The organism is Bradyrhizobium sp. SZCCHNRI1009 (assembly GCF_032487575.1).
Lineage (GTDB): Bacteria > Pseudomonadota > Alphaproteobacteria > Rhizobiales > Xanthobacteraceae > Bradyrhizobium.
This window is the reverse complement of record NZ_JAUEUL010000001.1, coordinates 127,347-140,576: the sequence shown is the minus strand read 5'-3', so window position 1 is coordinate 140,576 and position 13,230 is coordinate 127,347. Positions and strand designations below refer to the sequence as shown.

General features: G+C 66.1%; 11 protein-coding genes. 4 read left to right on the top strand and 7 right to left on the bottom strand.

Going from position 1 to position 13,230, the window contains the following annotated elements:
- The first annotated feature begins 55 nt into the window (after positions 1–55).
- Positions 56–268 (top strand): hypothetical protein, encoded by a 213-nt coding sequence (locus QX010_RS00670; protein WP_316177013.1) that lies wholly within the window; start codon positions 56–58, stop codon positions 266–268.
- Between the two features lie 9 nt (positions 269–277).
- Here QX010_RS00670 and QX010_RS00665 read toward each other — a convergent pair whose 3' ends face one another.
- Both QX010_RS00665 and QX010_RS00660 read right to left on the bottom strand, forming a co-directional pair.
- Positions 278–1,516 carry a hypothetical protein gene (locus QX010_RS00665; RefSeq protein WP_410051407.1) on the bottom strand — a complete coding sequence of 413 codons (1,239 nt, stop codon included), beginning with the start codon at positions 1,514–1,516 and terminating at the stop codon, positions 278–280.
- A 1-nt stretch (position 1,517) separates the two neighbouring features.
- Positions 1,518–2,891: an APC family permease gene (locus QX010_RS00660; protein WP_316177009.1), complete on the bottom strand. Its 1,374-nt coding sequence runs from the start codon at positions 2,889–2,891 to the stop codon at positions 1,518–1,520.
- 340 nt (positions 2,892–3,231) lie between these two features.
- On the opposite strand from QX010_RS00660, the gene QX010_RS00655 reads away from it, so the two are divergent.
- Positions 3,232–4,443 (top strand): alpha/beta hydrolase, encoded by a 1,212-nt coding sequence (locus tag QX010_RS00655; protein WP_316177008.1) that lies wholly within the window; start codon positions 3,232–3,234, stop codon positions 4,441–4,443.
- Between the two features lie 21 nt (positions 4,444–4,464).
- Here the strand turns inward: QX010_RS00655 and QX010_RS00650 are convergent, their stop codons facing one another.
- From QX010_RS00650 to QX010_RS00640, 3 genes are all read right to left on the bottom strand, one after another.
- Positions 4,465–4,824 carry a hypothetical protein gene (locus QX010_RS00650; RefSeq protein WP_315801052.1) on the bottom strand — a complete coding sequence of 120 codons (360 nt, stop codon included), beginning with the start codon at positions 4,822–4,824 and terminating at the stop codon, positions 4,465–4,467.
- Positions 4,825–4,962: 138 nt separating this feature from the next.
- Positions 4,963–6,150 (bottom strand): MFS transporter, encoded by a 1,188-nt coding sequence (locus QX010_RS00645; RefSeq protein ID WP_316177006.1) that lies wholly within the window; start codon positions 6,148–6,150, stop codon positions 4,963–4,965.
- 101 nt (positions 6,151–6,251) lie between these two features.
- Positions 6,252–7,463, bottom strand: a complete 1,212-nt coding sequence (locus QX010_RS00640; RefSeq protein WP_316177004.1) for a hypothetical protein — start codon at positions 7,461–7,463, stop codon at positions 6,252–6,254.
- A gap of 402 nt (positions 7,464–7,865) precedes the next feature.
- Between QX010_RS00640 and thrS the strand changes: the two genes are divergently transcribed.
- On the top strand, positions 7,866–9,938 hold the full coding sequence (gene thrS / locus QX010_RS00635) for a threonine--tRNA ligase (RefSeq protein WP_410051912.1): 2,073 nt from the start codon (positions 7,866–7,868) through the stop codon (positions 9,936–9,938).
- 128 nt (positions 9,939–10,066) lie between these two features.
- Here thrS and QX010_RS00630 read toward each other — a convergent pair whose 3' ends face one another.
- On the bottom strand, positions 10,067–11,224 hold the full coding sequence (locus QX010_RS00630; RefSeq protein ID WP_315800828.1) for an IS481 family transposase: 1,158 nt from the start codon (positions 11,222–11,224) through the stop codon (positions 10,067–10,069).
- A gap of 149 nt (positions 11,225–11,373) precedes the next feature.
- On the bottom strand, positions 11,374–12,282 hold the full coding sequence (locus QX010_RS00625) for a hypothetical protein (RefSeq protein ID WP_316177649.1): 909 nt from the start codon (positions 12,280–12,282) through the stop codon (positions 11,374–11,376).
- A 312-nt stretch (positions 12,283–12,594) separates the two neighbouring features.
- Between QX010_RS00625 and QX010_RS00620 the strand changes: the two genes are divergently transcribed.
- Positions 12,595–13,158, top strand: a complete 564-nt coding sequence (locus QX010_RS00620; RefSeq protein ID WP_315801054.1) for a nitroreductase — start codon at positions 12,595–12,597, stop codon at positions 13,156–13,158.
- Positions 13,159–13,230: the final 72 nt, after the last annotated feature.

The following is a 13,230-nucleotide window of genomic DNA, read 5'->3' as shown; positions in this document are numbered from 1 at the left end:
AACCGCGCTGCCTCGGCCTGCATTGATGTGACGCTTCCTTCGGGAGGAGACAACGATGCGCTGGACAATCAGTCCCAGAAGCAACCGATCGCGCAAGAGCATCGGTCCCGACCATGCCGACAACCACGATGCCCGTCAGGTGGACCTGCTCTGCATCATCGCTTTGTTGATCGTCATTGTCGGTGCCTGGCGCTATCTCGCCGACAGCACCGCCCTGCCCCCGCCGACGACGTCCTACATCGTGCCCAGCCAGAGCGTGCACTGGTGAGATTCACCCCTACCATCTCGGCCAAAAGATGAAATCGTCGCGCCGCGGCGGCGGATAGAGAGGAACGGGCTCCGGCGTCCGCGGCACGCGCCGGGCGCGCGGCGGCGGCTGATAATCCGTCTCTGGAGGGGCGCTCGCTTCGGCCGACACCGTCGCGTCGGCAGGAGGCGATCTCACCGCGAGCAGGACATTCGATTCCCGCGTTCGCCAGCGATAGCCGATCCCGAACTCCAGCGGCTGCGCACGCTCGAACAGCTTCGCATAGCTCCTCTGGTACATGTCCGGAAACTTGTCGATCGGCCCGGCGTAGCGTCCGAACGGCAGGAAACGCCAGGCCCGCGCCTCATAGCTCGCGAGCGGGATGCCGGAATCATCCTGGACGACGGTCGCACTGTTCTTGAGCAGCCAGCTGCGGACCCGTCCGAAGCCGTTCTCATGCAACAGATAGGACGCGCTCTTCAGCAGGCTGTCGCCTGGCCCCAGCGGCTCGCAGAACTTGAGCAGCCCACTCGCCTTCACGCCGGAATCGGAGAGATCGGTGGAGAAGTAATAGAGCGTCTTCACGACCCCGTCGGCGCCGGCGAACAGAATACGCGCGCCCTTTGTCGCATTGCGCGCCGGCGGCTCGGAGTTGCCGTGCAATCCGCCGTTCTCGTCCAACCAGATCAGGCTCGCCTCGCGGATCGTCTTGCCGGTGCGTGCCAGGAACACGTAGAGGATCGGCAAGGTCCCTTCGAGCTCGCCTTCGCGCAGGTCGACCTTCATGTCCTTGGTGATGAAGAAGGAGAAGCTCAGGATCGACTGCAACGAGCGTTCGACATAGGAGAGTGCCGGGCCAATGCCGCCGCGCGGCAATCTGGACAGGTCCGGGATCGGGCCGGTTGGCTCGAGCGCCGCCAGGACATAGGTCGTTGCCTTCGGGTGAAAGGCGTCGGCATAGAGAAAATCCGGCCCCGAGAAGAAATAGAACATCGCCGGCTGCGGGGCCGTCAGATTGGCATCCGTCCAGGCCCTGATCTTCGACAACTGCCGCTGCTCGAGCTGATTGAAGGCGTTGTCGAAGAAAGCCGCGTGCCGCCGCCACGCCGGATCCTGTACGAAGGGCGCAAGTGGCGAGCCCGCCGCCGGCGCCATCCCCGCCAGCACCCGCGCCGTATCGTCCGGCGTGACGGACTGAGCCCGAGCCTCGAAGCTCGGGGCAAGCATCAGACATGCGACGGCGAACCAGACTCTCGAGACCCACAGCATTTCAATCCGAACCCGATGCGAGCGTTGCGGCGACACGGCGCGACCGCGCGTGAGCGAACCAATAGATCACCAGTCCCGACGCCATTGCACCTGCGCCGAGCCCTGCCTGCAACGGCCGCGTCATGACGAGATAGTACATCATGAAGAAGGTCACGCTGAGGAAGATCAACGGCGTGACCGGATAGCCCCAGGCGCGATAGGGTCGCGGGAGATCTGGCTGCACGATACGCAGCTTGAACAGTCCGACCACGGCGAGAAACGAGCAGGACAACAGCGAGAACTGGACGAGGTCGAGCACCGACTCGAAGCTCTCAGTGAACAGCATCAGCGTGGCCACGGTGAGCTGGAACAGCACCGCATAGGCCGGCGCGCCGTTGCGCGAGCGCCGTGCGAACACCGACAACGCCGGAATGTCCTCGCCCATCGTCATCAGCACGCGCGGGCCGATCCACATCATCGCGGCGATGGAAGGAACCAGTCCGATGCAGATCATCGCGGACACGAAGCGGCCGCCGGCTTCGCCGAAGATATGACTGCCCGCGATGCTTGCGACCTGGAGCTGGCCCGCGAGCGCGTCCATCGGTGCAGCCCGCAGGAAAACCGCGTTGAGCGCAATGTAGAGCACCAGAACGATCACGGTGCCCAGCAGCAGCGCGCGCGGCAAGGTTCGCTCAGGCGCATGCAACTCGCCGATGATGTAGGTCGCCGCGTTCCAGCCGGAGAACGCGTACATGACGAAAACCAGTCCAGTCGCGAACGCAGCGCTCGTCACGTGGCCGAGATCGGTCGCGGCCGGCAGGAACGTCACCGGTTGCGGGGCGGCAATGGTATAGCCGGCGATCAGGAAGGCGGTGATGAGCCCGAGCTTCAGCACGGTCGACAACAGCTGGAAGCGGCTCGACTGCCTGATGCCGCCGAGTTGCACTGCCGTCACGAGCCAGACTGCGCCCGTGGCGAGCAGCATCGGCGGAGCGCCCGGGATGACGGCACGGCCATATTCTCCGAACGCCATGGCCGCGAGTGCCACGGGCGCTGCGAAGCCCACGGTCGCCGAGACCCACCCAGCCATGAAGCCGATCGCCGGGTGGAACGCCCGCGTGAGCAAATTGTACTCGCCGCTGGAGCGAGGAAACATCGTGCCGAGTTCGGCGTAGGCCAGCGCCCCGCAGATCGACACCAGTCCGCCCACCGCCCACAGCGCCAGGATGGAGAAGCCGGATGGGATGTCGCGGACCTGGAAGCCGAGGCTGGTGAAGACGCCGACCCCGATCATGTCGGCGATGACGATGGCGGTCGCGACCGGCAAGGACACGGATGGAACCCGGTCGCCGTCCGCCCGGCCCAGGCTGGGATCGTCCGCCTCGGATGCAGCCATTTCGTCGAGGGACGCCGTGCGCCCCTTCCTCTGCCTCAGCCCAGGTTCCCGCCGAAGCATTCAAACATCGTTAACGGGCATTAAATATGACCTTCCTCAAGGGTATTTTTGAACCGATTTCGGCCGGGCCAGGCTGCGGCATTGCATCGGGCGGCCAAACGACCCACAATCGCGACACGTTCGCGTGGTGTGTCCCGGTGCGCCCGGGGTTGACCGGACACGATCCTTAACGCGACCTCAATTTCGGCGGCGCAGGTTGAACGAAATCCGCTGGTTGAAGAGCCGCGTTGGGGCTCGAACGCGTCTTTGGGGACGGATGATCGGGGAACACCAGAACGTCATGAGGTCTGTGCGCCAGGGCTTGCGCCTCTGGTGGCGCGCGGCATCGGCGCTGGCAATCTGTCTTTCCGTCACGCATTGCGGCAAGGCGCCGAATCCCGAGGCGTTGGCCGCCAACGCATCGACGGCCCAGGGGCTGACCTTCGACGACCGTTTTCCGGTACCTGAATTCAGCGACCGCTTCCCGTCCGCGCAGGAGAGCTTCCGGCTTCACATGCCCTCCGACTTCGCTTCGAAGCCCGCGCCCTCTCAGATCGCATCGCTGGAGCCGCAACGGCCGGAACGGCGGCAGCGTGAGGATCTGACGACCCTCGTCAGCATGAAGTCGTCGGCCTTTCCCTATTTCGGCAACAACCCAGCCTCCGACGCGCCGTTCCTGAACGTCAGCAACGGTGAGCGACGCGGCCACCGCAGCTTCTCCGGCCGCGTCTACTGGCAGGACCAGACCTACAACGACAGCCGCGTGCTGGTGCACGTCCCCGAACAGTTCGATGTGCGCAAGCCGGGCGTGATCGTCGTGTTCTTCCACGGCAACGGCGCCACGCTGGAGCGCGACGTGCGCGACCGCCAGTTGGTGCCGCAGCAGATCACGGCGGCCGGCGTCAACGCGGTGCTGCTCGCGCCGCAGATGGCCGTCGACGCCGCCGATTCGAGCGCCGGCAAGTTTTGGCAGCCCGGCGGCTTCAAGCGCTTCATGGACGAGGCTGCGGCCAGCCTCGCCCGCCTGACCGGCGATCCCGCGAGCGCGAAGACCTTCGCCGGCATGCCCATCGTGATCGTCGGCTACAGCGGCGGCTTTCTCCCCACGGCCTGGAGCCTCGAGGTCGGCGGCATCAGCGACCGCGTGCGCGGCGTGGTGCTGCTCGATGCGGTCTATGGCCAGCTCGACAAATTCGCCAACTGGATCGAGCGCAACCGCTCCGGCTTCTTCATCAGCTCCTACACCCGCTATACCGCGCGGCATGATCAGGAGCTGATGACCATGCTGCGCAATCGCGGCATCGAGGTCTCCGAGGGCATGGACCGGCCGCTGCGGCCGGGCAGCGTCGTCTTCGTCGAGACCGACGAGGGCATCACCCATCGCGACTACGTCACGCAGGCCTGGACCCGCCAACCGATCAAGGACGTGCTGATGAAGATGGCGGCCGCCCAGCCGCCGATCCGGATTGCGGCCGGAGCCCAGGATAGTTCGAACCGGGTGTCGAGCCGCTGAGCGGGCGGCCGACGCCGCGCTTCAGGACTTCGGCAGCTTCGGCATGTTCTCGACGAAGCCGTTGAAGCAGGCGAGCCGCTCGTCCTCTTCCTTGGTGAACTTGCAGTCGGCGACGGTCTTGGCCTTCATCGCTTTCGGCTTGGCTGCCGGAGGAATGACGGCGTCATAGCAGTTCAGCCGCTCCTTGGTTCCGTCGTCGATGTCCAGGCAGGCCTGGAGCTTGACGGCTGCCGATTGCGGCTTGGCCGGCGCGGCGGCGGCGGTCTTCGTTCCCTTCGGCTTGACCTGCACCAGCGGGCGGTCACCGACCATCGGCGCGCTCTGGGCCAGCGCAGGGGTGCACAGCAGCACTGCGGCCAGGCTCAACATCATCTTCTTCATGCCATATCTCTCTTGTCCGACCCGTGGGCACGCGAGGACGTCCGCCGATGCTACTCGCCGGCCGAGGCAGAATCCACGCCCCCGGCAGCCCCCCAACGACATCGGCCTTTAATCCGGTCGGACCGGTCTTGCCAAGCGTCAACCCGCTGCTCGGGCCGGAACCGCGATCTGCGCGCGCTGGCGGCTGGCCAGGATCGCCAGCAATGCCAGGGTCAGGAACATCAGGGCGACGTAGCCGGTGGCGCCGAGCAGGTCGCGCGCGAACAGGCTGCCGCCGATCGCGGAGCCGATGGCCTGGCCGATATAGAGCACGGACGTGTTGAGCGACACCGAGGCCGAGGCGAGCGGCGGCGCGGCTGCCACCAGCCGAACCTGCTGCATCGAATTGGTGGACGCAAACCCCAGCCCCCAGATCGCGACCGCCACCGCCATCAGGACGTAGGTGCCGGCCGCCAGCGTCCAGGCCGATACGCCGGCGAACATCAGGCAGGTGAACAACAGCGACGTCCGATAGGCCCCCCAGCCATCGACGATCCGGGTTGCGATGACGACGCCGAGAAAGCCGCAGGCGCCGTAGATCGCGAACACCAGCCCGATCTGGTTGGAGTCGGCGCCGGTCAGGCGCTTCAGCAGCGGTCCCATGAAGGTGAAGATCACGAACTGTCCCGACATCTGCAGGGTCGTGACCAGGAGCAGCAGCACCACCAGGCGGTTGCGGCCGAGCTCGGTCCAGGTCTTCAACGCGACCGGCGCGCCCTTCAGGCCGGATGGCAGGCGCCATGTCAGCAGCACGAAGCTGACCGCGCCGGCCGCAGCGACCGCGAGATAGGCGGCCCGCCAACCGGAATGACTGCCGATGAAGGTGATCATGGGCAGCCCCACGGCGGCCGCCAGCGACCAGCCGAGGAAGACATAGGCGATGGTGCTGCCGCGCTTCTCGACCGGGCTGATCAGCGCCGCGGTCCCGGCGGCCTGCGGTGTATAGAGAGCGCCGACCGCGAGCATCACCAGGCGCAGCGCCAGCAGGCTCGCATAGTCCGGTGCAAACGCCGAGGCGAGATTGCCGAGCGTGAGCACCAGGAGTGTCGCCGCCAGCAGACGGCGGCGGTCGAAGCGGCTCGTCAGCCAGGCGGTCAAGGGCGAGCAGATGCAGAGCACCACCGCGCCGAAGGTGATCAGCAGCCCCGCCGTCTGAATTCCGACGGCGAGATCCGAGGCGAGCTCCGGCAGCAGGCCAGCGGGCGCCAGCACCGAGCAGCCAGTGACGAGATTGCCGAGCATGAGCGAGGTCGGCGCAAGGCGCCCGGAAGCGGAAGCGGATGTCATCGCGCCTCAATAGCAGAGAATTTCATGCATTTGCATGAAAATGTCTCATGCCGTCCATGACTTTCTCTCGTCCTCCTCCCTTGTCCTGGCCGCCATTCTCGTCAGCGCGCGGGGCCAGGCTGCGCCGCCGAGGCCTGCGGCGAGGGAATCTGCCTCCAGGGAACCGGCGTGCCCGTCGGACGGACGATGGCCTTGGACGGCGGGCAGCTCTCGGTCAGCATCTTCAGAGCAGATTGCAGGCCTTCGCTGCTCACCGGAAATGTCGAGACATTGCGACGCGCAACATTCAACAGGGAATCGCTCAGCTCGGCAGACGGCATCAAGGACAGCGTTTTCACCTGGCTTGCATTCAGGAACACGCCCCAAGTCTCGCGATCGCCGGACCGCCGCGGCGGCGAGAGGAAATTGAGCCGCAGATCTCCGCTCGTCATCGCCAGCGGAGCCGGCGGCGGGCCGGCCGGCGCGATGCGCTCGACGTCGAGCTCGAAGCGGTCCTGATCGAAGCAGACCATCTGCAAGCGCGTGGTCTGGAACGTGCTCTCACCCTCCTTGCGTGCGAGAATGGTCTTGTAGGCAATCCCACGGCTGGCGGTCTCGAACATCCAGGGGCTTTCGACCCGCTGCCGCCGGTCGAGCGCGAAGCGCGCAATCTCCTCCCGCGTCAGGATGCGCATGCTCTCGAACGGGACAGACCGCGCCACCGTGAGCAGAGCGGGATCCGCGCCGAGCCTGGTGATGTAGTCGAGCACCATCTTGTCGGCCCGCGCCATCGCCTGCTGCATTGCCTGCGCCCGCATCTCGCGGGTCGGGACGCCGCCGGTGAAGTTCAGGATGACGCGCGGCGAATGCACCGCGAGCGTCGCATCCGCTGCGATCTCGCGCGTGGGCGCGCCGAGCAGCAGGTAGGGACAGGCCGAATTACAGATCGCCCCTCGGGTCCAGACCTCGCCGTGCAGTTCGCGCCCGGACAGCTTCAGCTTGGTGCAAGCGTCGCCCTCCTGAGGCTCGAAGCCGCACTCGCGCAAGGTGGTGCGTCCCACCCGCACGGCGGCCTTGCGCTCGCGCAGCATGTCGCCGATGGCGAGCGCCTGCTGCAGATTGCCGCCTGGCGAATTGAAGTAGATCGGCAATCGGCGCTCCCCGATCTGCTTCATGAACTTGCGAAACCGCGCGGCGGCGCTGCCGTCGATCTTGCCTTCGGCGGCGATCCAGCTGTCACAGCCATGTCCGCAGACATCCGAGGAGCCCTTGACGAGCGCGAATGCGATCGGCGTGGAGCCGTCTGCGATCCGCGGCGGCGACGCCCGGCGCACAGCCGGCTTGGACTCCGTGGCGGGCCTGACCGGGGTGGCCGGCCTCGCCTGTGCCGCGGGCTTTGGCTGGGCCGCCGGCCTCGTTATCGTCGGAGCGGCCGCGAGCGGCGACAGACTCGACAGCACGCACATGATCAGCGCGGCCCCGACATGCGCGCCGCCCCGCCGAAAAAGAGAGAGCGGCGCCTCCCCTGCAGACTCCATCGCCAAACGCGTCCCCACGCCCCGAACACTTGAAGTTGTATCATACCGGCCCGCGGCGGCAATCACCGCATCGCCCCGTCGGCCGCAATTGGCCGGTTTTCCCCTCCCTCCCCGGGTTGCAGCCTCCGAATCCCCTGCTATACCCCTTGCTCCCGCTTACCTGCGCTCGTTCGCAGGAGTGAGCTCAAGGAGAGACCCATGCCTGATTCCAAATCGCCCGACGCGAAATCCGCCGCCGACCAGTCCAAGCCCGGCTTCCAATACAGCCTCAGCAACCTGAAGCCCGCCGCCCCGGTCGAGAAGATCACCATCAGCTTCCCCGACGGCGCCCGCCGCGAATATCCCAGAGGCACCACCGGCTTCGACATCGCCAAGGGCATCTCGCCCTCGCTCGCCAAGCGCACCGTCGCGATGGCGCTGAATGGCGACCTCGTCGACCTCAACGATCCCATCACCGAGGACGCCAAGCTCGAGCTCGTCGACCGCGATGACCCGCGCGCGCTGGAGCTGATCCGGCACGACTGCGCGCACGTGCTTGCGGAAGCCGTGCAGGCGCTGTGGCCCGGCACCCAGGTCACGATCGGCCCCGTGATCGAGAACGGCTTCTATTACGATTTCTTCCGCAACGAGCCGTTCACCCCCGAGGACTTCGCCGCGATCGAGAAGAAGATGCGCGAGATCATCGGCCGCGACAAACCCTTCACCAAGGAGGTGTGGGACCGCGAAAAGACCAAGCAGGTGTTCCGCGACAAGGGCGAGGCGTTCAAGGTCGAGCTGGTCGATGCCATTCCCGGCAGCGAGCCGATCAAGATCTACTACCAGGGCGACTGGTTCGACCTGTGCCGCGGCCCGCACATGACCTCGACCGGGAAGATCGGCAACGCCTTCAAGCTGATGAAGGTGGCGGGCGCCTATTGGCGCGGCGATTCCAACAATCCCATGCTGACCCGCATCTACGGCACCGCCTTCGCCAAGCAGGAGCAGCTCGACGCCTATCTGAAGCAGATCGAGGAGGCCGAGAAGCGCGACCACCGCAAGCTCGGCCGCGAGCTCGACCTGTTCCACTTCCAGGAGGAAGGCCCGGGCGTCGTGTTCTGGCATCCGAAAGGCTGGAGCATCTTCCAGGCGCTGATCGCCTACATGCGCCGGCGCCTCGCCGGCGAGTATGACGAGGTGAACGCGCCGCAGATCCTCGACAAGTCGCTGTGGGAGACCTCGGGCCACTGGAACTGGTATCGCGAGAACATGTTCGCGGCGCAGTCCGCCGGCGACGAGGCCGAGGACAAGCGTTGGTTCGCGCTGAAGCCGATGAACTGCCCGGGTCACGTGCAGATCTTCAAGCATGGCCTGAAGAGCTACCGCGACCTGCCGTTGCGGCTCGCGGAGTTCGGCGTCGTGCATCGCTACGAGGCTTCCGGCGCCATGCACGGCCTGATGCGCGTGCGCGGCTTCACCCAGGACGACGCGCACATCTTCTGCACGGAAGATCAGCTCGCCGAGGAGTGCCTGAAGATCAACGACCTCATCCTGTCGACCTACTCGGATTTCGGCTTCGAGGGCGAGCTGACGGTGAAGCTGTCGACCCGGCCGGACAAGCGCGTCGGGACCGACGAGATGTGGGATCACGCCGAGCGCGTGATGGCGACCGTGCTGAATGAGATCAAGGCGCAGAGCAACCACATCAAGACCGAGATCAATCCGGGCGAAGGCGCGTTCTACGGGCCGAAGTTCGAATACGTGCTGCGCGACGCCATCGGCCGCGACTGGCAGTGCGGCACCACGCAGGTCGACTTCAACCTGCCGGAGCGGTTCGGCGCGTTCTACATCGACGCCGACGGCGCCAAGAAGGCGCCGGTGATGGTACACCGCGCGATCTGCGGCTCGATGGAGCGCTACATCGGCATCCTGATCGAGCACTACGCCGGCAGCTTCCCGCTGTGGCTGGCGCCGACCCAGGTCGTCGTCACCACCATCACCTCGGAGGGCGACGAATATGCCAAGCAGGTGCTGGCGGCGCTGCGGCGGGCGGGACTGCGGGCCGAGATCGATCTGCGCAACGAGAAGATCAACTACAAGGTCCGCGAGCATTCGCTGCAGAAGATCCCGGCTTTGCTCGTCGTCGGCAAGAAGGAGGCCGAGACGCATTCGGTCTCGGTCCGCCGGCTCGGCCGCGACGGCCAGACCGTGATGCCGACGGCGGACGCCATCGCGGCGCTGGTCGACGAGGCGACGCCGCCCGACGTGCGGCGCCGCCAGCGCGAGGCGGCCTGAGGTCAGCCTATCCCCGCATAAGCGGGCCGACACGCGGGAACGGTATTCCCGCATGTCGCTTGCGTTGACCCGATCAACACGTTCCCTCGCCGTCATTGCGAGCGCAGTGTTTAGCCCGGAGACATAGCTTACACCTGTTCGGGGACATGGTTGACACTTTTGGGGTCACGCAAATCGATCGCTGCGATCTGATGAGCGGCAAAGAAAACTCCGAATTTTCCGTCTTGGCTGAGTGGACGAATAGCGAGTCGCTCACCGCGAAAGGCTTGAGGGACTTTCCAGAGCCGTCCCTCGAAACTGACATAGGCCTTCGTGCTCGACACGGAACGGACGATCTCCCCCTCGTCGTAGTCCACCGTCGGAAGGCGATCCGGCATGGTGCGTTGGCTGGGCCGATAGCGGCTTGCCGGCACATTGAAGTCGAGAGCCTCATGGGGGCGGTCGAGATTGTAGACGGCTCGCCATTCGTCGAGTGCCCGCTGGACATCGGGAAGGTCCCTGTAACGCTTGAAGGCAAAGACCTCGGCCTTCAGGCTGCGGTGGAAGCGTTCGTTCTTGCCGCGGCTCTGGGGATGATAGGGCCGGCTATGGATCGTTCGAACGCCGAGCTTCAGCAGCCAGACCGTCAACGCGGTCCAGGGGTCTTCGAGAGTAAAGCCCCAGGGGCCACCGTTGTCGACGAACATCGCATCCGGCAGTCCATAGCGGCGGAACGTCGTCTCCAAATGTCCTTTGACCGTAGAGCCGCGCTCATTGTCGCAGGCCGCCAGGCACAAGGAAAAGCGCGAGTGATCGTCCAGCGCGGTGAGCGGATGACAAGACACACCGTTCTCCAGCGCACTGTGTCCCTTGAAGTCCATCTGCCACAGCTGATTGGGCGCATCCTTCTCGAACCGCGTGTAGGGCTGCCCGGGCGTGCCGCCAGGCTCCGTCACCCGATCGTAGCGGCGCAGGATGTTATGCACGGTGGAGATCGCCGGGACAGCTTGCCCATCGCGATCGAGACGATGCGCGAGCTTGCGCGCGCCCCAGGCCGGGTGAGCATCGCGCAACGCGACAATCTGCTGCTCAGTCGCAGCTGCGGTGCGCTCCGGACTTCGATGCGGCCGCCGCGACCGGTCCGCCAGCGTCGTATCGCCGGCGTCAGACCGCTCGATCCATTTGTAGCCGGTCTGGGGGCTGATGCCGAACCGCCGACACAGCTGCCGCCGGTTGGCTCCCTCCTGCTTGGCAAGCATCACAAACTCTCGTCGCTGGTCCATGACAGACACCTCTCGCCACGGCATCGCTCGCCCCTTTGCTTGACGAATCGAGCCAATTTTGAGGTGTCAACCATGTCTCCGAACACCTGTCAGCCATGTCCCCGGGCTGAACACTGCGCTTGCAATGACGCGGGGATAGATCTTGCGCCCGCATGGGCCGCTGTCGCGAGCGGCTACGCTGACAGAGTGGCAACGACATCAGCGGAATCTCTATCTTTGCCCGCCGCCTGCAGCGCTACCTCGGCGCATTCGGCCATGTAGAGAAACATCGTCGCGAGCATCCGCTCGATCGCCTCGCGGCCGCGCGGCAGGATGGTGATGGCGTCGGTGCCGCGGGCGAGCAGGCCCTTCTCTTCCGCATCGCGCAGCAGTGTCAGCACATGCTTGCGCGACACCGAGAAGCGCGTCGCCAGGGCGTTGATGGAGAGCGGCACGGGTTCATCCGGCGGGAACGGCTGCTCGGGCCCTGCGCCCTGGGCCAGGCTGAACAGGATCACCATGCCGGCTGTACGCTCGGCAAACGGCTCCAGCTCGGGCGCGCCGTCGAGGACGCGCAGGCCGGCGATGAAGCGGCGGCCGAGCTCGAGCACGAAGGTCTTCACGAAGGCCGGATCGTTCAGCGCCGTCCGATAGACCACGGCGGCCGGAAGTACCGTGCTCATCGCGTCGAACTGCACGCCCCAGCGCTCCTGATGCAGCGCGATCAGCTTGTCGGTCGGCACCAGCGGACGCCGGCGACGGTCGAGATTGGCGGCGGACGCGACCAGCCCGGCCGCGCGCATCAGCGCCAGCATCGCCTCGCAGCGGCCGCCACTGCACAGATCGAGTCTGGCGCACATCTCCTTCATGGCGCCGACGGTCAGGCCGAGCTCGCCGTCGCGCTGCTCGGCGAAATGCAGGTACAGCGCGACATGCGGAAACAGCGCCCTCGCCCGATCGCTCAGCAACGCATTGAGGATGCGGTCGCCACGGTAGAGCCGGACCGCGGCTGCGGTCGAGGCTCGCATCGCCGCGGCGAAGCCGGGCGCGCCGCGCAGCCGCAGTACGGCATCAGGTGAAGGTGTCAGCGCTGTCATTCCCACTGCAAGGCTGGTGCCCGGCCGGCCGCGAGCTGCGGTCGCCAGCGTCATCTTTTTACCGATCCACCCCAACTTCCACAATTGCCGGCGCCAGGCCGGGCTGCGGACCGATGGCCGCAGCCCGTACGACCGGCGCCGCCGCACCAGGCGAAAGATGGCCGGCTTCACGTCACGGCTGCACGCCGGCTCGAGCAAAGGGTCCGCCTGCGGCCGCGGCAGTACGCGGTAGAACCGATCAAAACGCCGTGCCGTGATCTCGTTGCGGGCGGGGGCGCATGCTATCTGTCGCGGATGCAACCAACGAGACCTGACGACGTGACCGACGCGATTGAACTCCTGAAGACCCGCCGCTCCGTAAAGCCGCGCGAGATGAGCGGTCCCGGCCCCTCGCCCGCCGAGCTCGACACCATCCTGACCATCGGCGCCCGCGTGCCGGACCATGGCAAGCTCGCGCCGTGGCGCTTCATCGTGTTCGAGGGCGACGGCCGCCGCCGCGCCGGCGAAGTCATTGCATCCGCCTTCGCCAGGAAGAACCCGCAGGCGACCGCTGCCGAGCTGGAGGTGGAGAAGAACCGCTTCATGGAAGCGCCGCTGGTGATCGGTCTCGTCAGCTTCACCCGGCCGCATCCCAAGGTGCCGGCCTATGAGCAGGAGCTGTCGGCCGGCGCCAGCGCGATGAACATCCTGACCGCGGCCACCGCGCTCGGCTATGGCGGCTGCTGGCTGTCCGGCTGGTTCATGTTCGACCGCGACGTGATGGACGGGCTCGGCCTGAAGCCGGAGGAGAAGCTCGCAGGTCTCATTCATATCGGCAAGCCGACCAAGCCGAGCGAGGACCGCCCGCGCCCGGCGCTGGCGGACATCGTGACGCGGTTCTGAGCGCGACAATCTCCGCTGTCGTCCCTGCGAACGCATGCGAACGCAGGGACCCATAACCACCGGCGGCAGTCG